Source organism: Kribbella capetownensis, assembly GCF_004331485.1.
GTDB lineage: Bacteria > Actinomycetota > Actinomycetes > Propionibacteriales > Kribbellaceae > Kribbella > Kribbella capetownensis.
The window spans coordinates 601,876-625,594 of sequence record NZ_SJKD01000001.1; the positions used below are offsets into that span (position 1 = coordinate 601,876).

The window sequence follows — 23,719 nt, forward strand, 5'->3', positions numbered from 1 at the left end:
CTTTCAGGTGCGGCGCCGTTGCAGCACGGAGCGGGCGAGGTTGGGGGCGAGGACGGAGACGATGAGCAGTACGCCGGTGACGACGTTCAGGGCCTCGTTGGACACATCGGACAGGCGGAGCGCGTTCTGCAGCGACCCCAGCAGCACGACGCCGGCGATGACACCGGGAAGTGCGCCCTTGCCGCCGAAGATCGAGACGCCGCCGAGCAGGACCGCGGCCACCACGGCCAGCTCGAGACCGGCGCCGTTGTCGGCCCGGGCGCTGGAGTAGCGCAGCGTCCACAGCACTCCGGCGAGACCCGAGATCAGACCACTGGCGACGTACAGCCAGAACTTCAACCGGCCCGGACGTACGCCGGCGAACCGGGCGGCCTGTTCACCGGCACCGACCGCGAACACGGCCCGGCCGATCGGCGTCGCGTGCAGGACGACGCCGAAGACCACAGCCAGGACGACGATGATGATCAGCACGTCCGGGATCGACGTACCGCCGATGGTGCCGGTGACCCAGTCGGTATAGACGGCCGGGAAGTCGGCGACCGCGCTGTCGCCGAGGACGACGAAGGCGAGGCCGCGGTACAGAGCGAGGGTGCCGATGGTGACCGCGAGCGACGGCAGCCCGAGGACCGTCACGAAGAGTCCGTTGACCGCGCCGAGGACGGCCCCGAGCAGCAGGCAGAGCGGGATGATCGACTCGATCGGCTGGTTCGCGTTCCACAGGTAGCCCATCACCGCACTGGACAGGCCGAGCGTGCTCGCCACCGAGAGGTCGATCTCACCGGTCACGATCACCAGCGTCATCGGCAGCGCGACCAGGGCGATCGGCAGCAAGTCCAGGACCAGGAAGCCGAAGTTCTGCGAGGTGCCGAAGCTGTCCACGGTCGCCGCGGCCACGATCAGCACGATCACGGTGAGGGCGATGATCGCGACGTTCCAGTTCAGGAACCGGGCCGCGCGGACCTCGGTGAGCTCAGCTGACATGGGAGCCCCGCTTCTTCAGTCCGGCCGCGACCCGAACGGCGACCAGGCGGTCCGCGCCGATCGCGAGCAGGATCAGTCCGCCGACGATCGCCTGCTGCCAGAACTGGTTGATCTCGAGCACCGCCAGCGAGCTGGCGATCGTTGTCAGCAGCAACGCACCGAGCGCCGCACCCCAGACCGTCCCGCTGCCACCGAACACCGCCACTCCACCGACGACCACAGCAGCGACCACGTTGAGCTCGTACCCCGTGCCGGCCGCCGCGTCGATGGTCCCGAACCGGGCGGCGAACAGTACGCCGGCGAGTCCCGCCAACGCGCCGCTCACCACGAACGCCCCGATCGTCCGACGCCCGACCGGGATCCCGGCGAGCCGTGCGGCTTGCGGGCTGGAGCCCATCGCGTACAACTCCCGACCCGTCCGGTAGTTGCGCAGGACAACACCGGTCACGACGAGCACCAGGATCGCGAGCAGGACCAGGTACGGGATCCCCAGCACAGTGGCGTTGCCGAAGTCGAGGAAGCCGGATGGGAGTTCGTCGGCGTTGATCTGGCTGCCGCCGGCCCAGAAGTACGTGATGCCGCGAACGACGTACAGCGTGCCGAGCGTGACGACGAGGGCGGGGACGTTGCCGAAGCGGACGAGCGCACCGTTGACGACGCCGCAGACCGCGCCGACCGCGGCGCCGACGACGAGAACGACGATGACCGGCAGGCGCGGACTGTTCTGCAGCAGCGTGCCGACGGTGAACGCACTCAGCCCGAGCACCGAACCGACCGAGAGGTCGATGTTGCGGGTGATCACCACCACGGCCTGGCCGACCGCCAGAACGGCCAGGATCGCGGTGCCGAGCAGAATGTCGCGGATGCTCTGACCGGACAGGAACCGCGGGTTCGAGATCGTCGTCACCGCGACCAGCACAGCCAGCGCAATGACGATACCGAGCTCTCTGACCTTCAGGACGACATCCAGCGAGGACCGGCGCGGTGCGGGGAGGTCGACAGCCGTCATACCCTCGCCTCCTGCCCGGTCGCGGCGAACATGACGGACTCCTCGGTGGCGTCGCTGCGGCTCAACTCGGCGACCAGGCGGCCCTCACGCATCACCAGTACGCGATCGGCCATCCCGAGCACTTCGGGCAGCTCGGAGGACACCATCAGTACGGCGACGCCCTCGGCGGCGAGGCTCGACATCAGCCGGTGGACCTCGGCCTTGGTCCCGACGTCGATGCCACGAGTCGGCTCGTCGACGATCAGCACCTTCGGATCGGTGGCCAGCCACTTGGCGAGCACGACCTTCTGCTGATTACCGCCGGACAGTGTGCCGACCTCGTCGGAAAGCCTTCCGTACTTGGTCTTCAGCCGTTGCGTCCACTCCCGGGCCGAGCGGCGTTCGCGGCCGCCGGTCAGGAAACCGAGCTGCGACAGCGATCGCGACCTGGGCAGCGTCACGTTCCGCTCGATCGACAGCTCCATCAGCAGGCCCTGCTGCCGGCGATCCTCCGGGACCAGCGCAACACCGGCGGCCATCGCCTGTTTCGGCGAACCGGGCTTGAGCGTCCTTCCGACGACCTCGACCGTTCCCGAATCACGCGGGTCGACGCCGAAGATCGACTGCACCACCTCGGACCGCCCGGAGCCGACCAGCCCGGCCAACGCGACGATCTCCCCCGCGCGTACGTCGAACGAGACGTCGAGGAACACGGGATCGCGGCTCAGACCACGGACGCTCAGGGCGACCGCGCCGGGTGTCACGTCCTGCTTGGGGAACAGCGCACCGAGGTCGCGGCCGACCATCTTGCGCACCATCTCGTCGACCGTGACGTCGGTCAGCAGGTCGGTGGAGACGTGCCGGCCGTCACGCATGATCGTCACCCGCTCGCAGAGCGCGGTGACCTCCTCGAACCGGTGCGAGATGAACATCAACGCGGCACCGTCGTCCCGCAGCGACCGCGCCACGGCGAACAGCCGCTCGACCTCCACCCCGCTGAGCGCCGCGGTCGGCTCGTCCATCACGACGACGCGAGCGTCCGCGGACAACGCCTTGGCGATCTCGACCAACTGCTGATCGGCGATCGACAGGCCACGGGCCGGCCGGTTCGGATCGATCGACACGCCGAGCCGGACGAACAGCTGCGCCGCCTGCTGGACCATCGCGGCCCGGTCGATGGTTTTGAAACGACCCAGAGGCTGGCGACCCATCGCGATGTTCTCGGCCACGGACAGATCCGGGAACAGCGTCGGCTCCTGGTAGATGACCGCGATCCCGGCCGCCTTCGCATCCGCCGGACCGCCGAGGTCGATCGCGATGCCGTCCAGTTCGATCGTGCCGCTGTCCGGACGATGCACCCCGGCCAGCATCTTCACGATCGTGGACTTCCCGGCTCCGTTCTCGCCGACCAGGGCGTGCGCCTCACCGCCGTACAGGTCGAAGGAGACGTCCCGGACGGCGGCGACCGCGCCGAAGGACTTCGACACCTCGCGCACACTGAGCAGCGGGCGGCCGTCGGGCATGGTCACCTCCAACTCGGCGCGGTGGAGTTGCTGAAAGGTTTCAAGACGATTGCATGAACGTAAGCGTGCACGGCTGGAGGCGTCAAGACCTCGCCCGCTTTTCGGCCGCCCTCCGGCGGCCGGACCCGGACGAATGCTGCGGATCCCCCGGCCCGAACAGGTACGCTCCACCGCTAAGACGTTTCAAACCGGTCCATCCCAGGACCACGACACAGGAGGTCGCGCATGCCGGACAGCGCGTCCGAAACCTTGCCTTCAGGAGGCGGCAAGCGGCGGAAGGCCGCCAAGCGCCATACCGCCGGTGTGAAGGCAGTTGCTGCGGCGGCTGGGGTGTCGCTGGGGACCGTGTCGAATGTGCTGAACCGGCCGGAGGTGGTCAGCCCGCTGACCCGGGCCAAGGTCGAGGCGGCGATGGCCTCGCTCGGGTTCGTCCGGAACGAGTCGGCCCGGCAACTGCGCGCGGGCAGCAGCCGGATCCTCGCCTACCTGATGCTCGACGCCGGCAACCCGTTCTTCACCGACGTGGCCAAGGGCGTCGAGGAGGCGGCCCAGGCGGCCGGCCTCTCGGTCTTCCTGTGCAACAGCAACGAGGACGCCGACCGCGAGGCCGACTATCTCGATCTGCTCGAGCAGCAACGCGTCCAGGGCGTCCTGATCACCCCGATCGACCAGAACTCCTCCCGCCTGCGCAAACTCCCCTCCCGCGGTACGCCGGTCGTCGTGGTGGACCGCAACATCGACGACGGCGAGCACTGCTCGGTCGCGGTCAATGACATCCTCGGCGGCGAGCTCGCCATCGCCCACCTGCTCGAACTCGGCCACGAGCGGATCGCCTACGTCGGCGGCCCGAACACGATCGGCCAGGTCGTCGACCGGCGCGACGGCGCCCGGCGGGCCCTGCGCAAGGCCGGGAAACCCCCGGAGAACCTGATCGAGCTCACCACCGGTGCGCTCACCGTCGCCGAAGGAAGGGGCGCAGGGCAACGACTTGCCGGCCTCCCGGCAGCCCGCCGGCCGACCGCCGCGTTCTGCGCGAACGACCTGCTGGCGTTGGGATTGCTGCAACAGTGCGTCAGCCTCGGCCTGCGCGTGCCCGAGGACCTGGCCATCGTCGGGTACGACGACATCGAGTTCGCCGAGGCGGCCGCCGTACCGCTGACGTCGGTGCGTCAGCCGCGGCAGCTCCTCGGCCGGACCGCTGCCGAACTCCTCCTCGACGAGTCGTCGAACCCGGACCACGAGCACCAGCGGGTCACGTTCACCCCGGAGCTCGTCGTCCGGACCTCGACCCGCGGCACCCTCTGAGGCCCGACCGACCGACCGATCGGCCACGCAGGTCGCGCTATCGTGGCGAGGCGACTCGTCCAGTGAGCGGGGTGAGACATGCGCGTCGCCGGCGGGGCTTTGGTGCGGCGTTGGGGCGGCCGCGCTGTCGGCTTGGCCATTACCGGCGCCGGTCTGTACATCGTGGCGCCGAGCCTACTGTCCCTCTTCGGAACCTGGCCACGTCTCGCGGACATAGAACCCTGGTGGTTCCCGGCGCTCGTCGTACTGGAGACCTGCAGCTTCGCCGCACTGTGGTGGCTCGCCAGACTGGCCCTGGCCCAGCGCGCGGGGGACGGGGAGCCATCGCCCGTCCAGTCGGGCTGGGGCACGATCGCGACGGCGCAACTGGCCGGGAACGCTGCCAGCAAGGTCGTCCCCGGCGGCCCGGCCGCCGGCGGAGTCCTCCAAGCCAGGCTCTTGATCCAAGCCGGGCAGCCCGCGGCGGTCGTCGCCTCGGCCCTGACCGCGATCGGCCTGATCACGACCGGCGTGCTGTTGTTGCTGCCCATCCTCACGGTGCCCGCCCTGCTGGTCGGTCCACCCCCGGCCAAGCAACTGGAGCTCGGCCTCCTGGTCTCGCTGGTCCTGGCGATCGTCATCGTCGGTCTCGGGGTCACCGCGCTCACCTGGACCCGGTTCGTGGTGCTGATCGGCCGCGCGGCCGGTCGCGTCATCCACCTCGTCAAGCGCAGCGTGACCGCGGACAGTTGCTCCGCGACGCTGATCGCGCAGCGGGACCGGGTTGCCGCTGCCTTCGAGGGTCACTGGTGGAAAGCGGTCTTCGCGGCGGCGGCGAACCGCATGTTCGACTACGCCGCACTCGTGGTCGCGCTGGCCGCGCTCAACGCACATGCCCGCCCCTCAGAGGTGCTCCTCGCGTACGTCGTTGCGCAGGCCCTCACCCTGATCCCGATCACACCCGGTGGTCTCGGCTTCGTCGACGCCGGTCTGACCGCGCTGCTGGTCGTCATCGGAATCAGTGCCGACACCGCCCTCATCGGGACGCTCCTGTATCGGCTCATCTCCTTCTGGCTGCCGATCCCGGTGGGCCTGCTGGCGTGGACGGGCTGGCGGATCCACCTGCACATCACCCGTCCGTCGAGGAAGAAGGCGGCCGAGCCCCCTGCCGCCGGGGACGACGAGTAGCGGCTACGCGCCGTACGCGGCGAGGAAGACGTCCACCGCCTGATCGGCGAGCTGGTCGAGCTCGCCGGCGACCGGCCCGGCCTGGGTGCCGGCGAACATCGCCCGGTTCATCGGCTTGTACATCACCAGTCCGGCGAATTGGTACGCCGCCAGTGTCGGGTCTTCGAGCTCACGCAGCAGACCGCGCTCAGTCAACCGGGTGAGCGCTTCACCCAGTGCCTCCAAGGACTTCTCGAACCCGGTGGTGAACCAGGCTCCGCAGACCTCCGGGAATCGGTCGGCCTCGGCGATGACGAGCCGGCGTAGCTGGAGCACGCTGCCGGCGGTGAGGCTGTCCAGGAGCCGCCGGGCCAACGCCCGAAGAGCTTCGCGCGGGTCGGTGGCTCCCTCGAGCGTTTCGGCGTACGCCTGGGCCAAGCCGTCCATCAGCTGATCGCTGGTGCCGAGGACGATCTCGGCGAACAGGCGTTCCTTGTTCTCGAACTGCTTGTAGACGGTCTGTTTGGACACGCCCGCCTTCGCGGCGACCTCGTCCATGCTCGCGCCGAGGTAGCCGTGCTGCAGGAAGACCTCGGCCGCCGCGGCCAGGATCGCCCGGCGTTTCCGCGGCGTACGGCCCTCGCCCTCGATCTCGACGGCCTGTCCGGGCTGCCAGACGGCAGTGCGTTGTCGGTACTCCACGCGGTCCTCCTCGGGTCTTCCCGAAAATCATACTAGACAGTCCAGTTCTTCTCTGAGTACTGTACGGTCTAGTTCCCGACGACACCAGAAGGAGTACGACGATGAGCACAGTGAGGTCCGCCGACGGTACGACGATCGCCTTCGAGGCCTGGGGATCCGGGCAGCCGTTGATCATGATCGACGGCGCCACCGCGCACCGCGCGGTCAACCCGTCGAACGCCGAGGTCGCGAAGCTGCTGAGCGACGACTTCCGGGTCTACGCCTACGACCGGCGCGGGCGCGGCGAGAGCACCGACACCCAGCCGTACGCGATCCAGCGGGAGATCGAGGATCTCGCCGCATTGATCGAGGACGCCGGGCAGCCGGCGATCGTGTTCGGCTGGTCGTCCGGTTCACTGCTGGCGCTGGACGCCGCGGCCGCCGGGCTCCCGATCACGGCGCTGGCTCTGTTCGAGCCGCCCGTGGTGGTCGACGACGGGCGCCCGCCGCTGCCGTCCGACTACGTCGAGCAGCTCGATGCGTACGTCGCGGCCGGGGATCGCGGCGCTGCGGCGGAGTTGTTCATGACGGCCGCGGCCAACCTGCCACCCGAGTTCGTCGCCGGCATCCGGCAGAGCCCGTACTGGGCTCCGGTCGAGGAGATCGCGCACACCATTTCGTACGACGGACGCATCATGGGCACGACCATGTCCGGCAACCCACTGCCGGCCGAGCGCTGGGCCGCGGTCGACGTCCCGGTCCTGGTCATGCACGGCGACGCCACCGCGCCGTACCTGATCAGCGGCGCCGAGGCTGTCGCCAAGCTGCTGCCGACCGCGCGTCTGCTCCCGGTCACCGGCGAGAACCACAACGTCGAGCCGCCGGTGCTCGCCCCGGTCCTGCGCGAGTTCGCGCACGACCTCTGAGTCAGCGGATCAGGTGGGCCGTGAGTTGCCAGGACTTCGTGGCGCCTGCCGGGAGGATCTGATGGGTGCCCGCAGCAACGCCGTCGTTGACGGAGAGGGGGTGGCCGGTGCAGGGCTCCAGGACGAGGACGTCGAGGCCGCGCCAGCCTCCGCCGTACGAGGCGAACAGCCAGCAGGACGGTAGGTCGGCGCGGTCCCACGACAGCCGCAGGCCAGTGCCGGCAGACGGATGCCGTACGCCGCACTCGCCGCGTTCGAGCGTGGTGGCGATGAGGAACTCCGAGACACCGCGGCTGGAGGTGTCAGGAAGAGTGCGGAGGTCGTGGCCCGAAGCCCATGGCCAGGTGAAGCTGCCACCGTCTGGCCGGACCCGCGGATCACCGAACTCGTGCATCAGGACGTCGCCGGCCGCGAGGTCGACGACCGTGTCCGAACGCAGCTCGACGGCCACATGGGACTTCCACAGGAACGGCTGATCGGTCCGGCCGGTGTTCGCAATCCGATAGTCGGCAATCAGGTCCGGACCGGCGCCAAGCGTCAGCCGCTTCGTCACCTCGGTCCCCGTCACGGCACCGCGGACGTTCAACTCGAGCCACACCTGACCGGGGTCCGAACCACTGCTCCACTGCCACGGCACGGCCCAGAGTTCGCCGTGGTCAGGCACAGGTTCGCGCGCCAACTCCTCGGGCTCGTCGTTCGGGTACAGCTCGTCCCAGCCGCCGAGGAACTGGTCGTCGTACCCGGACCCGAAGGCGGCCGGCCGGACCGGGACGCGGTCGTTGCGCCAGAGCAGTTCGGCGTCGACGCGCTTGTCGACGATGCTCACGACCTTGCCGCCGAGTCCGGGCAGGACGACGACCCGGGTCTCCGCATTCTCGAGAATCACTGCCTGCTGGCCGGCCAGCGACCATTCGGTCGACAGGCGTGGGCTAGTCGACACGAAGCTGCTCCATCACGTCGGTATCCACCTCAACCCCTAGCCCTGGCTGGTCGAGGGGGACCTTGACCGTGCCGTCGGCGAACGCGATCTCGCGCCGGACCAGGTCGCGTGCGATCGGCGAGGTCGACACGGTGTGCTCGATCAGTCCGCCGTTCGGGATCGAGGCCGCGAAGTGGGTCGACGCCGCCACCAGTACGCCGCTCTTGAACGCGTGCGGCACCAACCGCCGGTGCCGCGTGTGCGCCAGCCAGGCCAGCCGACGCCCCGCGGTCAACCCGCCGCAGCGGGCCAGATCCGGCTGGATCAGATCGAGCTCACCCTCGTCGATCAAGGTCTCGAAGGCTGCGTAGCTGCTCTCCTGTTCGCCGCCTGCGATCGTCAGCGACGTACGGCGGGAGAGCTCGCGGTAGCCGGTGATGTTGTCGGGGGCAACGGGTTCCTCGAGCCAGGCGATGCCGTAGTCCTGGTACATCGCGGCCATCCGCAACGCGGTCTTGGTGTCCCACACCTGGCCGGCGTCGATCATCACGTCGATGTCGTCGCCCACGGCCCGCCGGATCTCCTTGACCAGTTCCTCGTTGAAGTCGCGGTCCTGACCGATCGGCCCCCAGCCGAACTTCATCGCCCGGTATCCCTGCTCGGCATGGTCCGCCGCCGCCTTCGCGGCCAGCAGAGGCGTGTCCGGCATGACCAGACTCGCGTACGCCGTGAGCCGGTCACTGCGTGGGCCGCCGAGCAACCGTGCCACCGGCACTCCGAGGACCTTGCCGGCCAGATCCCACAGCGCGATGTCGACGCCGCTGATCGCATGCATCGTCGCGCCGCCGGAGAAGTAGCGACTGCCCTCCACCATCGCGTGCCAGGCGACCTCGATGTCGAGCGGGTTGCGGCCGAGCAGGATCGAGCGCAGACCACGGGCGATCAGGTGCGACGGCTCCGCCTCGACGACCGCCTTCGCGACCAGCGGCGCCGAGTCGACTTCACCGACTCCTACGGAACCATCGCTGGCCGTGACGAAGATCAGCAAGGTGTCCTGCGTCCCGTCGCAGCGATCCGCGTCCACCGCGGACAACCGGAGGTGGACGGCCTCGACGTCGGTGACGGTCAGATTCGTTGCTGTGGTGGACATTCAGCCTCCGGTGACGGGTTCGGGAGCGTGCAGGACCGCGCCGCCGAGTTCCTCGGTGACGATCTCGCGGATCCGGGGCACCCAGCTGACGAGGTCTTGCGGCGTCGTCCGGCTCACCACAGCACTGATGCTGATCGCGCCGGTCGGGCGGGTCGGCGAGTCCAGGAACAGTGGCAGCGCGACGCAGACGATGCCGAGATCGTTCTCCTGCATGTCGAGCATGTAGCCGTTGCTGCGGCCTTCCGCGAGGGCGTCATGCAACGCATCCGGCGTACGCAGCGTGTGCGGTGTCCGGGCCTCGAGCGGCCCGTACTCGGCGACGTACTGATCGACCTCTGTCCGGTCGGTGAGCTCGTACATCAGCAGCGCCTTGCCGAGACCGGTGCGGTAGGCCGGATTCGAGCCGCCGATCACCGAGCTCATCTGGAACGTCTGCCGGCTGGGCGAGACCTTCGCCTGGTAAACGATGTTGCCGTCGACAAGGACTCCGTAGTGGGTCGTCTCGCCGGTCTCGTCCGCGAGCCGGCGCAGCAGCGGGCCCACGGTGAGACTCGGCGCCCGCGCCTCGTGGTACCCGAAGACGAGCCGGAGCAGGTCGAAGCCGAGATGGTAGGCACCCTGGGCGTCCTGCCGGGCGAATCCCGCCTGGACCAGCGCACCGAGAGCACGATGGGCGCTGGACTTCGGCGCGTCGAGGGCCGCTGCGACCTCGCCCAACCGTGTTCCCGCAGGGTGCTCGGCCAGGTGGCGCAGCACCGCCAGAACGCGTGCCGAACCGGTCAGGGCGCTCGCCTCTACGACACGCTTCCCATCTGTCTCCATCAGCCCCCTGCTTTCGTCCAAACGGTTGACTCCACCCTCATCTTTGCTCCTACTATGCCAACAGGTCCCGCTGATAGGAACAGCGTTCCGATAATTGGAACGAGGGAGTTATGGCACAACGTCTTGCAGTCCGCCCGGCGGCCGAGGAACCGGTGGCGAGTACTCCGCCCCGCCGCGGCCTGACCATGACCCGGCGCCAGGCGTTGTGGTGCTACGTCTTCATCGCGCCCGCCGTCCTCGGCCTGCTGCTGTTCTCGATCGGGCCGATGCTCGCGTCGCTGGGCTTGAGCTTCACGTCGTACGACATGCTGACGAACCCGGTGTGGACGGGTGGGGACAACTACAGCGCCCTGTTCGCCGACCCGATCTTCCGCAAGTCCCTGAGCGTGACGCTGATCTACGGCGTGGTGAGTGTTCCGGTCACGATGATCCTCGCGCTCGTGCTGGCGATCCTGCTGAACAGCAAGCTGCCTGCGCTGAAGTTCTTCCGCTCCGCCTACTACCTGCCCAGCGTGATCAGCGGCGTCGCCGTCGCGATGGTGTGGAAGTGGATGTTCAACGGCGAGTACGGCCTGATCAACGCCGCGCTGGCCAAGGTCGGCATCGACGGCCCGTCCTGGCTGACCGACGAACAGTGGGCGCTGCGTGCGCTGATCTTCATGAGCCTGTGGGGATTCGGCGGCACCATGCTGATCTATCTGGCCGGCCTCCAGGGTGTGCCGAAGGAGCTCTACGAAGCAGCGAAGGTGGACGGGGCCTCGACGTTCCGCCAGCACCTGCACGTGACCGTGCCGATGCTTTCGTCGGTCACCTTCTTCAACCTGATCATGGGCATCATCAACAGCCTGCAGGTGTTCGCCGAGCCCTTCGTACTGACCCAGGGCGGGCCGAACAACTCGACCCTGCTGCTGTCGGTGTACCTGTACCAGAACGCCTTCCAGTACCTGAAGATGGGCTACGCCTCGGCGATCGCCTGGGTCGCGTTCGCGATCATCATGGTGCTCACCCTGCTGGTCTTCCGCTCGATGCCGATGTGGGTCCACACCGAGACGGAGGACGACCGATGACGAAGCGCAAGGGTCTGCCGCTCGGGACCTGGATCCGGCTGATCGTCTTGTCCGTCGGCTGTTTCGCGGTGCTGATGCCGGTGGTCTGGATGGTGCTCACCTCGCTCAAGGCGCCGACCCAGGTGTTCGTGACGCCGCCGATCTGGAAGTTCACCCCGCAGTGGCACAACTACGCCGAGGTGTTCCAGCTGGTGCCGTTCCAGCGCTACATCCTGAACACCGCGACGATCGTCGGCCTGGTGGTCCTGGGCACGCTGCTCAGCTGCTCGTTCAGCGCCTACGGGTTCGCCCGGCTCCAGGCCCCCGGCCGGAACACGATCTTCCTGGCGCTGATGGCGACGCTGATGCTGCCGACCACGGTCACCCTGGTGCCGACGTACATCGTGTTCAACCACCTCGGCTGGCTGAACACCTTCAAGCCGCTGATCCTGCCGGCCTTCTTCGGCTCGGCGTTCTTCATCTTCCTGTTCCGGCAGTTCTTCATGGGCATCCCCCGGGAGCTGGAGGAGGCGGCCCGGATCGACGGCGCCGGCTACCTGCGGATCTGGTGGACGATCTTCCTGCCGCTCAGCTGGCCGGTGATCGCCACCGTCACCGTCTTCACCTTCATTGCCTCCTACAACGACTTCTTCGGCCCGGTGATCTACCTGTCGGACGAGTCGAAGTACACGATCGCCGTCGCCCTGTCCTACTTCAGCGGTTCGCCCCGGATCGGGCCGCAGATGCACCTCACCATGGCCGCGACCACCATCGCCGCGCTCCCGTCGATCCTGGTCTTCCTGCTGGCCCAGCGCTACTTCATCCGGGGCATCGCCGTCAGCGGCGTGAACAAGTAGCCCGACCGTCACGTCGAAGGAGACGATCCATGTCGAAGAACACTGTGAGCCGCCGGATCCTGCTCGGCGGTCTGACCGCCGCCGGAGCGGCAGGCCTGGTCGGCTGCTCCGGCAACGGCAGCGGCGGTCCGGCCGCCGCGCCGGCACCCACCGGAACCGAGCTGGTCGGCAAGACCAACCTGGAGATCTACGCCTGGACGAACGGCCCGACCATCGACGCGAACTTCCGCAAGCGGGTCGCGCTGTTCAACAAGGAGTTCACCGGCAAGTACACCGCGAAGATCAACTTCCTGCCGTACGACCAGTACTGGCAGAAGGTGCAGTTGCAGTACGCCGCGAAGAAGCCGTTCGACATCTACTACTGGGATGTCCAGGCGTACGCCCACTACAAGAAGAACCTGGTCTTCAACGAGCAGCCGGTGATCGACACCACGCCGATGGTGGACGCGAACGCCTACCCGACCAAGCTGTACGACCCGTGGAAGTTCGACGGCAAGAACCTGTTCTGCGTGCCGGAGAACATCCAGTCGATGGCGATGTTCTACAACAAGTCCCACTTCGACGCCGCCGGGCTCGACTACCCGGACGCGACGTGGACCTGGGACAAGGTGGTCGAGACCGCGCCCAAGCTGCAGAAGTCGACCGGCAGCAAGGTGACCCGGTGGGGCCTCGACATCGGCTCGCTCGGCATCTGGTGGGGGATCCAGTCGCTGTCCTGGGCGGCCGGCTCGTCGTTCGTGGACAAGCCGCTGGAGCCGACCAAGTTCCAGATGACCGACCCGAAGGTGGTCGAGTCGATGCGGTTCGTCCAGGACATGATGTGGTCCAAGCACATCGCGCCGCGGCCGGACGAGCGGGCCGGGGTCGCGCAGAACAACGGTGGCTTCGCCTCCGGTGCGTACTCGATGATTGCCGACGGCACCTGGAACATCTCGTCGTTCCAGCAGATGAAGGACAAGTGGGCGATGGCCCCGTTGCCGAAGTACGAGGGCAACAGCGTCGCGCCGTACTGGCTCGGCGGCTGGGTGATCCCGCGGCAGTCGGCCGCGTTGTCGGCGGCGCAGGCCTTCGCGACCTGGAGCGCGACCAAGTTCCAGCCGCAGATGGCCAAGGACCACGACTGGATCCCGCTGCAGAACGCGGCCCGGGAGTCCCAGGACATGCTGAAGGGGATGCCGGAAGGCTTCGAGGCGGCGATGAAGGACCTGTCGAACGCGCGCATCGGCGACATCTACACCGCCAACATGCAGCAGATCTTCAACGAGGTCTACGGCAAGAACTTCGAGCAGCTGCTCAACAACAAGCTCACCCCGGAGGACGCCGCACAGAAGATGCAGGACGCCGCCACCAAGTTGCTCGGCTGAGGAGCGTTATGCAGGCGCTGGTTCTCAGCGACGTCGGGCACTTCGACCTGGTCACCCTCGACGACCCGGTCCCCGGGCCGGGCGAGGTACGCATCGCAGTCACGGAGTCGGGGATCTGCGGATCGGAGCTCGGTGGGTTTCTCGGCACGGACGGCCTGCGTAAACCCGGGCTGGTCTTCGGGCACGAGTTCGTCGGCGTGGTCGATGCGTACGGGCCCGACGTACCGATGGAGCAACACCTGCCGCTCGGTGCGTCGGTCACCGCCAATCCGCTGCGGTCGTGCGGGGTCTGCCCGATCTGCGTGGCCGGACACGAGAACGTCTGCCCGCAACGCAAGCTGCTCGGCGGCCACATCCACGGCAGCAACGCTGGGCTGATCGTCGTACCGGCGAAGGCGGTGCACCGGGTCGACCATCTGCCCGACCCCAGCTCCAGCGTGTTCGCCGAGCCGACGGCGTGTGCGCTGCGGGCGGTCGGACGTACCCGGATCTCGGCCGGTGGATCCGCCCTCGTCATCGGTGCCGGTCCGATCGGCCTGCTCCTGCTGGAGGTACTGCGGTTTAGGGGCGTCGAGCAACTGTTCTTCACCGAGCGGGTCGAAGGACGGGTCGCGGCGGCCGAAGCCAGTGGAGCGACACGGCTCAGCGACGACCCGGAGGCCCTCGTCCGGCAGATCAAGGAGCTCACCCGCGGACTCGGCGCGGACGCGGTGTTCGACGCGGTCGGCAGCGCCGATACCCGGACCTCGGCGACCCTCGCCGCACGGCCGGGCGGGGACGTCTGCTTCGTCGGGCTGCACTCCGCCGACGGCATGCTTCCGCTGCGGGACCTGATCCGCCGCGAGGTCGCCTGCACTACCAGCTTCGCGTACCGGCCCGACGAGTTCGGCCAGGCGGTCGAGCTGCTCGGACGCGGCGAGTTGGTGTTCCGCGGCGAGGTGGTGCGCGCGGGTCTGGCCGACGGACAGCACTGGTACGAGCAACTGATCAAGGGCCATCCGGCGGGCAAGGTCGTACTCCAACCCAGCAACCCAGGGACGTGATCGAGATCGAGACACCGGAACTCATCCCCGCACTGCCGGGAGCCGAGGTCGGACTGGTCCGGCAATCCGTCGCTGCGGCGACCTACGCGGTGACCGTCACTCAGGCTGGTGAGTGGGAGCCGCGGGTCGGCTCCATTGTGTTGCCCCGGGCAACGTCGATCGACGGCTTCACCAGCGGCTGGGGACTCGAGTACCAGCCGGTGACCCTGCCAGTGGACGAGCCGGCCGAGCTCGCAGTGACCACGGGCCGTTCCACGCAGGGCGCCGTACCGTGGCTGGCGATCGAAACCGAGGCCGGTGTGTACGTCGTGACGCTGCACTGGAGCGGGAACTGGCGAATCGCCAGCACACCGGTCGACGACGGCGTACGAATCGACGTCGCGCTGCACCCCGACGGGCAGCGGATCATCCTGGCCGACACCGAGACGTTCACCTTGCCGGAGGTCAGCGTCGCGTGGGGCGAGACGCGTGCCTCCACTTCCGCCGCCCTGGCGCAGCACCTCTCCGAGCAGGTCCCGGCCGGACCGCCGCTGCTGACCGAGTGGAACCACTGGTGGCCGTACGAGGACGCCGAGATCTCCGAGGACGTGTTCCTCGCGAACGCGTCCGTCGCCGCGGATCTTGGCCTCGAGGTCGCGCTGCTGGACGCGGGCTGGTTCGGCCGCCCGGAGGCGGACAGCCAGTGGTTCGCGGAGCGCGGTGACTGGCACAAGGTCAACGCGGCACGCTTCCCGCACGGACTCGCCTGGCTCGCCGATCAGACGCGTGCCCTGGGCATCGAGTTCGGCATCTGGATCGAGGCCGAGGCGATCGGCGCCCGCGCGTCCATCGCCGGCGAGCGGCCCGAGGTGGTCGCCACGGACACGGCAGGTTCGAGCCTCGGCTACGTCTGCCTCGGGTCCCCGGCCGGACAGGCGCACGTTTTCGCCGGCGTGTCCGGTCTGATCGAGACCACCCGCGCCCGCTGGATCAAGTGGGACTTCAACCTCGATCCTGGAGCCGGTTGCACCCGCGACGACCACGGCCACGGCTCGGAGGATGGACTGCTACGCCACTACCTCGGCCTGTACGACGTACTGGATCGGCTGCGTGCGGCCTATCCGGAGACCGTGCTGGAAGCCTGCTCGTCCGGCGGACTGCGGATTGACGCCGGACTGGCCGCGCATGTCGACGCGTTGTTCCTCTCCGACCCGGACTGGACCGAGCACCACCTCACCTGTCTCTGGGGTGCTGCTCAACTGCTGCCGCCTCGTCAGCTACTGCACTGGCCGCAGAGTGAGTGGCGCGGCGAGCATCGGTTCCAGAAGGTCGACTACTCGGGGACGTTGATCACGGCCGCCCAGTTCGACACGAAGATGCGGGCGGCGTTGCTGCATCGGTTCGGTGTGTCGGTGCGACTCACCGAGATGCGGCCGGAGCTGTTGCGGCGGCTACGGGATCACGTGGGCAGCTATCGGTCGGTGATCAGGCCGTTGGTCGAGACCGGCGTACTGGTTCCGCTGACCGAGCAGCCATTGCGCGAGGAGAAGGGCTGGCGTCAGCCCGCCTACCAGCTGACCGCGGACGACCGGCATCTGGTGGCCGGCTTCCGGCTGCACCCGACCGGAGGCTGGGAGCCGGTGCGACCGGTCGGGCTCGACCCGATGGCGACGTACGCCGTGGACGTGCTCGAGGACGGGCAGCTGCGCCGGGCCGAGCGGCGGACCGGGAAGGACCTTGCCGAGGCCGGGTTGGTCGCGACTGCCGGGACCTCGATCCTGTGGCTGTTGAGCCGTGCCGAATGAGGTCGTCAGTCCGGGTAGGGATAGCAGCGGGCGGTGGCGCCGCCGTCGACGGTGATCGACTCGCCGTTGACGAACGACGCCTCGTCCGACAGCAGGAACGCGACCACCCGGGCGATCTCCACCGGTTCGATCAGGCGGCGGATCGGGTGCAGGTCGGCGTACTCCGCGAGCAGGGCCTCGGGATCGTCGGACGCGTCGAGGAACGACTGGGTCAGCGGTGTCATCACCGCGCCCGGACGGACCGCGTTGCAGCGGATGCCCTGGGCGGCCTCCTCGACCGCGAGTTGGCGCGTCATCGCGTCGATGCCGCCCTTCGTCGCGGCGTACACGAACGACTCCGGGAATCCGGCCAGCGAGTGGATGCTCGACATGTTGACGATCGCGCCGCCGGTGCCGCGCAGTGCCTCGGTGGCGACGGCACAGCCCAGCATGGTGCCGATCAGGTTGACCTGGACGATGGCCTGCAGGTCGTTCTCGTCCAGGGCCCTGGCCGTCGTCGGTCGCTCGATCCCGGCGTTGTTGACCCATCCGGTCAGCCGGGCGTGCTCGGTGCCGACCTGACGGGCTCGCTCGTGGTCCGCGCGCCGGGTGACGTCGCCGGTGACGCCGACGAACTTGTCACCCAGCTCGTCGCGCAGGCTCTGCAGCCGGGGTTCGTCACGATCCAGCCCGATCACTGTCCACCGGCGTTCGACCAGGAGGCGGGCGATCGACTCACCGATGCCGTTGGCCGCACCGGTCACCACCACCGCGTTGCTGTCCACGGCCCCAACCCTACGAGAGCCGACCACAATGACTGACTTCGGAATAGCGCATGCCACCGTCGAGGACCACGTCGGTCCGTTCCTTCGCCTCGCGACGAGGCTGACCCCGGCCGCACCCCTTGCCGAGATCGAGCTCGAGGCGAACGAGGCGGTCGTGGAGTGGTTGCATCTGTTCAGCTGGGACGCGGCTGATCGAGGTGTGGTCACGCCGACCAGGAGGTTGGCCGAGGGCGATCTCATCTGCCTGCACGCCGGACCGTACGGGACGGCCGATGCCGTTGCCCAACGCAACGGTGAGCCGATGCGCTTTCCTGACATCAAGGACGGGCATCGCTATCTGGAGGGTGCCGCGCCGGGGCCGGACGACGATCACCAGGATGCGGCTGCGTGGACGCTGGTGGAGTTGGCTGGGCAGTGCGCCGTACTGGCGTGGGAGTACAGCGGTTCGCTGACGATAGAGGTGACGGTCCGGGACGGCCGGACGCGGATCACCAGCCGGCTGCCATCGGACACCTTCCACCCGACTGGCTCGGTGGACTGGGAGGGGCCGGTCGGATGGGTTGCTCTGGTTCCGGGCGGTCTGGATGAGGGTACGGCGGCACTGCGGTCGCTGGTGATCGACGAGGTCGTGACGGCACCTGACCTGAGCGGGATGCCTGGCGACCCGGAATTCCCTTGTGTGGTGGCGAATTCGTGGGGTGTCCAGGAGAACACGTCCACCGAGCGGATCATCGGGATGATGGACGCGACGGCGGCGATCGGTGCCGAGGTCTTCGTGGTGGACAAAGGTTGGGAACGCTCGGTCGGCGACTGGCACGCCAACGACCGGTTCGCTTCCGGTATGCGGTGGCTGTCGGACGAGGCACGCTCGCGCGGTCTGGGCTTCGGTGTCTGGTGTGGTTTCGGGAACGCCGATCCGGCATCACCGGTCGCGCTCGAACATCCGGAGTGGTTGGCCAGCTGGCGAGGTATGACCCCGAAGCTGAGCTTCGGCAACCATGCACTCTGCCTCGGCCATGATCCGGCCCGGGACTGGATCCTCGATGAGCTCCGGCGGATGGTCGACGAGTTCGGGCTGACCTGGTTCCTGCACGACTTCGAGTCCATCGCGCGCTGCGATCGCGAGGATCACACCCACGATGCGGGCGCCGGCGAGCACGCCGCCGAGCGTGCGTGGCACCACATTCTGCGCACCTTGCGGACCGAGTTTCCCCAACTGGTGCTGGAGAACTGCTGGAACGGCGCACGTCCGCTGGACCTGGCCATGGTGCGCAGCCACCACACCACGATCACCGAAGACCACTGCCGTACACACTGGAACAGCCTGGCCAAGGTTGGTCTCGGTCGATACCTGCCGCTGGACTGGCAGAGCGCGTACATGGGCGCCGACGAGCTCTCCCCGCGGGCGCGGATCGCGCCGTACGTGATCGGTGGGCCGTGGGTGCTGATGGACGATCCCGAGACCTGGAGCGACGAGACCCGCGAGGCGATGGGGCAGGCGGCCGCGGTCTTCAAGCGCTGGCGCGGTCCGTTGCGTACGGCAACCGTCCGCCGGCCTATCGTCGACGTCGACTCGGTCCAGGCGACGACCGAGGACGGACGCGTACTGCTCGCAGTCAGTCTGCAGGGTGATGTCGACGAGGTGCACGTCGCACTCGACGGGCTCGAGGGCCGCTACATCCTGTGCGACGAGTGGACCGGCGAGACGCGTCCGGTCACTCTCGACGACAAGGGCTTGAGGCTCGCTGGGAGTGACGGCCTTCTGATCAGCCTGACGCCACTACGCACTGTGGCGGATCGAGCGGATGCGTGACCTCGCGCTGCCACTGGGCGTGATGGGTCCGACCGCTCTGCAACTGCGCTACACGTACCGGCAGCCGCGCCCGTTCGTCCGCGACCCGCCCACCACACCGCTCTGGACGACGTTTGGTAAATCACACCGGATCAGCGCTCCCGTTGGGGGGTGGGGCGGTGAGAGGCTGTGGGGGTGGACAGGGATGGTTTCTGGGGACTGGTCGAGGGTGCGCGGGGTGCGGTGGATGACACCGTCGCGGACCCGGACGGGGTTGCGGACGCGCTGGTCAAGGTGCTCGGTGGACTCGAGGCCGACCAGATCGCGGGGTTCGGGGTCGAACTCGCGCGGTTGCAGGTCGAGTCGTACCGGTGGGACCTGTGGGCAGCGGCGTACCTGATCAACTCGGGGGCCTCCGAGGACGGGTTCGACTCGTTCCGGGGCTGGCTGATCGCGCAGGGACGGGAGGTGTGGGAGGGCGCGCTGGCAGAGCCGGACTCGCTCGCGGACGTGGTCGACGAGGACAGGCCGGAGGACTTCGAGGGGTTCGACGGCGAGGCGATGCTGTCCGTCGGCAGTCACGCCTACAAGAACGTGACCGGCGACGAGGCGGCGTACTGGAAGGCGGTCGAGGCGGAAGCACCGGATACGCCGGACCTGCCTGCCGGCAAGGAGATCGACTTCGACGACGATGACGACCTGGAGACTCATCTGCCCCGGCTGGCCGTGCTGTACGGACAGGCCTAGGCCGGTTCGCCGCCGAGGCGTTCGATCGCGGCACGGAGACGGCGGCGCCAGCCCGGCTGGCCGGCGTCCTGGTCAGCCGCGGCCAGGCTGACCAGGTGCTGCGCCATCTCGAACCCCTCCGTCGTCTGGGGCTCGGTGTCGGTCAGTGGTACGCCGCTCTGCGGTTCGTCATGGTCGAGCTCGATCGGACGGCTCGTCCAGCCGAACCCATCCGGCACCAGCAGCTCAGGCACCAGCGTCTCGTGGCTGAGTGACGTCAGCTCCTTGTCACCGTTGCCGATGCTGAAGATCGTCGTACCACGCCGCCGTACGTCGCTGATGCGTTCCAGCAATGTGTCCGCGGGGTCCTCCTCCGCCACTACCAGCAGAGACTCACCCCGCCCGGTGTCACGCAGACGGTCCAGTCCGATCGCCAGGTGTGGCGGTGCATCCGGTGGTGGCGCCCAGCGGACCAGAGCCGGGCGGATGTCCTCGACCCCGGCCCGGTGCAGTTCGTCGTCCAGGTGCGCCGTCAGGTGCCACGGCTCGTCGTCGGCCGGCCCCAACAGCATCAGACCGCCGTTCCGGGTGGTGAACCTGCGCAGCGAGTGCGCGAACTCCGTCGTCCGGGTGCCGAGCTCGGTGCCGGTCAGCATCTCCCGGAGGAGGGAAGCCCTGGTGAGATCCACAACCCCAAACCTGACACATGTCCGGGGGCACCGCGAGTCAGATCAGGCGGTCGGCCTTGGACTGGAGGTAGTTGCGTTCCGGGACACTCGTCGTACGGCGGGCCGCGTGCAGATAGCTCTCGCGGGCGCCGGCCAGGTCGCCTGACATCTCCTGCAGGTGGGCGCGGACCGCCTCCAGCCTGTGGTTGTCGGTCAGGCGGTCGTCGGACTCCAGTGGCTCGAGTACGGCGAGGCCCTCCTTCGGACCGACCGCCATGGCGACCGCGACGGCGTGGTTGAGTTTGACCATCGGGTTGTCCGACATCTGCTCCAGCACGTCGTACAGCGCAACGATCTGCCGCCAGTCCGTGTCGTCGGCCTGCTCGGCCGTGTCGTGCACCGCTGCGATCGCCGCCTGCACTTGGTAGGGCCCGAGCTGCGTGCGCGACAGCGCATCGGTCACCAGCGACTCGCCCTCGACGATGGTGTCCTTGTTCCACAGCGAACGGTCCTGCTCGGCCAGCGGGACCAGTGCGCCGTCCACACCCGTCCGAGCGGGCCGCCGCGCGTCGGTGAGCAGCATGAGCGCGAGCAGCCCCGCCACCTCGCCGTCGTCAGGCAGCAGCTTGCGTACGCCGCGCACCAGCCGGATCGCCTCCGTGGTGAGCTCGGCACTGTGCAACGCCGTACCCGAGGACGCGGTGTAGCCCTCGTTGAAGATCAGGTAGAGCACATGCAGTACGGCGCCCATGCGCTCGTCCCGCTCAGCCTCCGGCGGCATCTCGAACGAGCTGCCCGCCTGCTTGATGCTGCGCTTCGCCCGGCTGATCCGCTGCGCCATGGTCGGCTCCGGCACCAGGAACGCGGCTGCGATCTGCGCAGTGGTGAGACCACCGACCGCGCGCAGCGTCAGTGCGATCTGCGACGCCGGGGACAGCGCCGGATGGCAGCACAGGAACAGCAGCGTCAGAGTGTCGTCCCGGCCGCCCGGATCGTCGATCTCAGGGCCTGCGGCAACGAACTCCTCGGGCGCAGCCATCTGTGCCGCGTTCTCCTCGCGGCGCCGCCGGGCCGACTCGCTGCGCAGCAGATCGGTGAGCCGACGTGACCCGACCCGGATCAGCCAGCCACGGGGGTTGTCCGGCACGCCCTCGTCCGGCCACTGCTGGGTGGCCGCGAGCAGCGCCTCCTGCACGGCCTCCTCGGCCAGATCGAAGTGGCCGTAGTGCCGGACCAGTGCGCTCAGCACCTGCGGCGCCTGCTCGCGCAGCAGCAGATCGAAGGCAGTCACATCTCAAGCCCGGACGCGTCCATCACCGGCCGTACCTCCACCGCGACGTACTTCGCGTCCGGCATCCGGGCCGCGTAGCCGATCGCCTGGTCGATGTTGTCGCACTCGACCAGGTAGAACCCGGCCAGGTGCTCCTTGGCCTCAGCGTACGGTCCGTCCGTGGTCGTCGTGGTGTCGTCACGCACCGACACCGTCCGGCTCGTGATCGGGTCAGCCAGCCCGGCAGCGCTGACCAGCAGACCCTGCTCGCTCAGCTCACGGGTCAGGGACTCGTGCGCTCGGCTCAGGCCTTCGCGCTGCTCGGCGGACAGGCTCGCCCAGCTCTCCGGGTTGCTGTAGATCAGCAGCATGTACTTCACGGGCACCATCCTGTCGCTCGCGGAGGCCGCTGTGGCCCCCTGTTACCCGGTACGTCGTAACAGCTGTACCCACTTCGACAGATCCGGGATGTCGAAGTGGTCCGGCCAGGCCCGACGTCTCCACCGAGTGACGCTCAGCCGGAGCGTCCCGCCGTACTGGAGATGTTCACATGGTGACCGAGAAGAAGCGCTGGTTCGCGCTGGCGCTGCTGTGCCTGACCGGATTCATGATCATCCTGGACGCGTCGATCGTGCTGGTCGCCGTGCCGTCGATCGAGCGTGAACTGATCTTCTCGAGCGGTGGTGTGCAGTGGGTTCCGAGCGGCTACGCGCTGATGTTCGGCGGACTGCTGCTGCTCGGTGGGCGCATCTCCGACCTGCTGGGCAGGCGGCGGGTGCTCATGACCGGACTGGTGCTGTTCGGTGCGTGCTCGCTGCTGTGCGGGTTCGCCTGGAGTGGTGACGCGCTGGTCCTCGCGCGTGGCCTGCAGGGCGCGGCGGCCGCCGTACTGGCACCGAGTGCGTTGTCGATCGTGATGACGACGTTCCCGTCCGGAGCGGACCGCAACAAGGCACTGGGCATCTGGGGCGCTACCAGCGGCGTCGGCGGTACGGCGGGGTCCCTCATCGGGGGGCCCGTGACCGATGGGCTCGGCTGGCAGTGGATCTTCTTCATCAACGTGCCGGTGTGCGTGCTGGTCCTCGTACTGGCTCCCGTACTGCTGATGGACAGCCGCGGCCCGGGGCGGCGTGGGTTCGACGTGGCCGGCGCGGCCAGTGTGACGGCCGCGCTCATCGTCCTCGTGTACGCCGTCATCGAGGCACCGGAGTCGTCCGTCGGGCGGACCGTCGCGTTGATCGTCTTGTCCGCGCTGCTGTTCGGTCTGTTCGTGCTGGTGGAGAAGCGGTCGGCCGCACCGCTCGTACCGCTACGGATCTTCCGCTCGCGCAGTCTGGTCGGCGGCAACCTGATCACAGTCGCCTGGGGCCTGGCGGCGTTCGGGCTGAACTACATCTACACGCAGTACGCCCAGCTGGCCTTGGGTGTCTCCGCAATCCGCTACGGCCTGATGTCCGCCGTACTCGCGGCGGCCGCTGTGGTCGCGTCGATGGTCGGACAGCACCTGGTCACTCGCGTCGGCCCGCGCGTGGTCGGGTTCGTCTCGCTGGTGATCGCGGGAGTCGGTACGACGCTCATGTGCAGGGTGACCGTGGACTCCGGCTACTTCGAGCTGGCCTTCTGGGGTCTGACGATCTTCGGCGCCGGTCTGGGCGCCGGAACGGTCGCCGGCGCCATCGCCGCCCTCAGCGATGTGGCCGGTGAGGACTCCGGGGTCGCATCAGGTCTGCAGAGCGCCAGCTTCCAGATCGGCGGTGCGGTGGGTGTCGCAGTACTGTCCGCCGTCGCCACTGCGGCCACGACCGGGACCACACCGATCGCGCTGACCCACGGCTACCGAATCGCCTTCCTGGCCGTCTGGAGCTTCATCGTCTTGGGCCTGGCCGGCTGCGGTCTGCTCGTCAGCCGCAAGCAGTCGACCCAAGGGCAACTGGAGCCGGTGACCTCCTGAGATCAAACACTTG

The 23,719-nt window shown here is 68.4% G+C and carries 22 protein-coding genes; 11 read left to right on the forward strand and 11 right to left on the reverse strand.

The features are described 5' to 3' along the window. Nucleotides 1–3 precede the first annotated feature (3 nt). From E0H75_RS02940 to E0H75_RS02950, 3 genes are read right to left on the reverse strand one after another with little or no spacing between them, the layout of a single operon-like run. Entirely contained in the window at nt 4–981 is a 978-nt protein-coding gene (locus tag E0H75_RS02940; protein WP_131511461.1) for an ABC transporter permease, read from the reverse strand. Then, nucleotides 971–1,990, reverse strand: coding sequence for an ABC transporter permease (locus tag E0H75_RS02945; protein ID WP_131511462.1), 1,020 nt, complete (start codon nt 1,988–1,990; stop codon nt 971–973). The genes E0H75_RS02940 and E0H75_RS02945 overlap by 11 nt, the downstream gene beginning before the upstream one ends. Further along, nucleotides 1,987–3,492 (reverse strand): sugar ABC transporter ATP-binding protein, encoded by a 1,506-nt coding sequence (locus tag E0H75_RS02950; protein ID WP_165553414.1) that lies wholly within the window; start codon nt 3,490–3,492, stop codon nt 1,987–1,989. Before E0H75_RS02950 ends, E0H75_RS02945 begins: the two co-directional genes overlap by 4 nt. Before the next feature lie 225 nt (nt 3,493–3,717). Between E0H75_RS02950 and E0H75_RS02955 the strand changes: the two genes are divergently transcribed. After that, complete coding sequence (locus tag E0H75_RS02955; RefSeq protein WP_131511464.1) at nt 3,718–4,797, forward strand: LacI family DNA-binding transcriptional regulator; 1,080 nt, start codon at nt 3,718–3,720, stop codon at nt 4,795–4,797. Between the two features lie 78 nt (nt 4,798–4,875). Further along, nucleotides 4,876–5,964 carry a lysylphosphatidylglycerol synthase transmembrane domain-containing protein gene (locus E0H75_RS02960; RefSeq protein ID WP_131511465.1) on the forward strand — a complete coding sequence of 363 codons (1,089 nt, stop codon included), beginning with the start codon at nt 4,876–4,878 and terminating at the stop codon, nt 5,962–5,964. A gap of 3 nt (nt 5,965–5,967) precedes the next feature. Here the strand turns inward: E0H75_RS02960 and E0H75_RS02965 are convergent, their stop codons facing one another. Beyond that, the gene (locus E0H75_RS02965) at nt 5,968–6,645 is read right to left on the reverse strand and encodes a TetR/AcrR family transcriptional regulator (RefSeq protein ID WP_202872807.1); all 678 of its coding nucleotides are present in this window, start codon (nt 6,643–6,645) and stop codon (nt 5,968–5,970) included. Nucleotides 6,646–6,746: 101 nt separating this feature from the next. Here E0H75_RS02965 and E0H75_RS02970 point away from each other — a divergent pair, with 101 nt between their 5' ends. After that, the gene (locus E0H75_RS02970; RefSeq protein ID WP_131511466.1) at nt 6,747–7,550 is read left to right on the forward strand and encodes an alpha/beta fold hydrolase; all 804 of its coding nucleotides are present in this window, start codon (nt 6,747–6,749) and stop codon (nt 7,548–7,550) included. Between the two features lies 1 nt (nt 7,551). Here E0H75_RS02970 and E0H75_RS02975 read toward each other — a convergent pair whose 3' ends face one another. From E0H75_RS02975 to E0H75_RS02985, 3 genes are read right to left on the reverse strand one after another with little or no spacing between them, the layout of a single operon-like run. Then, a complete protein-coding gene (locus E0H75_RS02975; protein WP_131511467.1) occupies nt 7,552–8,490 on the reverse strand; it encodes an aldose epimerase family protein in 939 nt (312 codons plus the stop codon). After that, entirely contained in the window at nt 8,480–9,619 is a 1,140-nt protein-coding gene (locus tag E0H75_RS02980) for a mandelate racemase/muconate lactonizing enzyme family protein (RefSeq protein ID WP_202872808.1), read from the reverse strand. Before E0H75_RS02980 ends, E0H75_RS02975 begins: the two co-directional genes overlap by 11 nt. Beyond that, a complete protein-coding gene (locus tag E0H75_RS02985; RefSeq protein ID WP_131511468.1) occupies nt 9,620–10,441 on the reverse strand; it encodes an IclR family transcriptional regulator in 822 nt (273 codons plus the stop codon). Nucleotides 10,442–10,551: 110 nt separating this feature from the next. Between E0H75_RS02985 and E0H75_RS02990 the strand changes: the two genes are divergently transcribed. From E0H75_RS02990 to E0H75_RS03010, 5 genes are read left to right on the forward strand one after another with little or no spacing between them, the layout of a single operon-like run. Beyond that, nucleotides 10,552–11,508, forward strand: coding sequence for a carbohydrate ABC transporter permease (locus tag E0H75_RS02990; RefSeq protein ID WP_131511469.1), 957 nt, complete (start codon nt 10,552–10,554; stop codon nt 11,506–11,508). Then, entirely contained in the window at nt 11,505–12,344 is an 840-nt protein-coding gene (locus tag E0H75_RS02995; RefSeq protein ID WP_131511470.1) for a carbohydrate ABC transporter permease, read from the forward strand. Before E0H75_RS02990 ends, E0H75_RS02995 begins: the two co-directional genes overlap by 4 nt. Before the next feature lie 29 nt (nt 12,345–12,373). Next, nucleotides 12,374–13,708, forward strand: a complete 1,335-nt coding sequence (locus tag E0H75_RS03000; RefSeq protein WP_131511471.1) for an ABC transporter substrate-binding protein — start codon at nt 12,374–12,376, stop codon at nt 13,706–13,708. A gap of 8 nt (nt 13,709–13,716) precedes the next feature. After that, nucleotides 13,717–14,751: a zinc-dependent alcohol dehydrogenase gene (locus E0H75_RS03005; RefSeq protein WP_131511472.1), complete on the forward strand. Its 1,035-nt coding sequence runs from the start codon at nt 13,717–13,719 to the stop codon at nt 14,749–14,751. Beyond that, complete coding sequence (locus E0H75_RS03010; RefSeq protein WP_165553416.1) at nt 14,748–16,535, forward strand: glycoside hydrolase family 36 protein; 1,788 nt, start codon at nt 14,748–14,750, stop codon at nt 16,533–16,535. The genes E0H75_RS03005 and E0H75_RS03010 overlap by 4 nt, the downstream gene beginning before the upstream one ends. 5 nt (nt 16,536–16,540) lie before the next feature. On the opposite strand, the gene E0H75_RS03015 is transcribed toward E0H75_RS03010, so the two are convergent. Beyond that, entirely contained in the window at nt 16,541–17,299 is a 759-nt protein-coding gene (locus E0H75_RS03015; protein ID WP_165553418.1) for an SDR family NAD(P)-dependent oxidoreductase, read from the reverse strand. Between the two features lie 28 nt (nt 17,300–17,327). On the opposite strand from E0H75_RS03015, the gene E0H75_RS03020 reads away from it, so the two are divergent. Further along, nucleotides 17,328–19,112: a glycoside hydrolase family 36 protein gene (locus E0H75_RS03020; RefSeq protein ID WP_165553420.1), complete on the forward strand. Its 1,785-nt coding sequence runs from the start codon at nt 17,328–17,330 to the stop codon at nt 19,110–19,112. A 174-nt stretch (nt 19,113–19,286) separates the two neighbouring features. After that, nucleotides 19,287–19,838, forward strand: a complete 552-nt coding sequence (locus E0H75_RS03030; protein WP_131511476.1) for a DUF4240 domain-containing protein — start codon at nt 19,287–19,289, stop codon at nt 19,836–19,838. On the opposite strand, the gene E0H75_RS03035 is transcribed toward E0H75_RS03030, so the two are convergent. The 3 genes from E0H75_RS03035 to E0H75_RS03045 are packed head-to-tail and all read right to left on the reverse strand — an operon-like array spanning nt 19,835 to nt 22,126. After that, nucleotides 19,835–20,506, reverse strand: a complete 672-nt coding sequence (locus E0H75_RS03035; protein WP_131511477.1) for a hypothetical protein — start codon at nt 20,504–20,506, stop codon at nt 19,835–19,837. The two genes, E0H75_RS03030 and E0H75_RS03035, sit on opposite strands and share 4 nt — an antisense overlap. Nucleotides 20,507–20,543: 37 nt before the next feature. Continuing rightward, nucleotides 20,544–21,776: an RNA polymerase sigma factor gene (locus tag E0H75_RS03040; protein WP_131511478.1), complete on the reverse strand. Its 1,233-nt coding sequence runs from the start codon at nt 21,774–21,776 to the stop codon at nt 20,544–20,546. Next, nucleotides 21,773–22,126, reverse strand: coding sequence for a YciI family protein (locus tag E0H75_RS03045; protein ID WP_238162925.1), 354 nt, complete (start codon nt 22,124–22,126; stop codon nt 21,773–21,775). The genes E0H75_RS03040 and E0H75_RS03045 overlap by 4 nt, the downstream gene beginning before the upstream one ends. Before the next feature lie 179 nt (nt 22,127–22,305). Between E0H75_RS03045 and E0H75_RS03050 the strand changes: the two genes are divergently transcribed. Then, nucleotides 22,306–23,706, forward strand: coding sequence for an MFS transporter (locus E0H75_RS03050; protein WP_131511479.1), 1,401 nt, complete (start codon nt 22,306–22,308; stop codon nt 23,704–23,706). Nucleotides 23,707–23,719 lie beyond the last annotated feature (13 nt).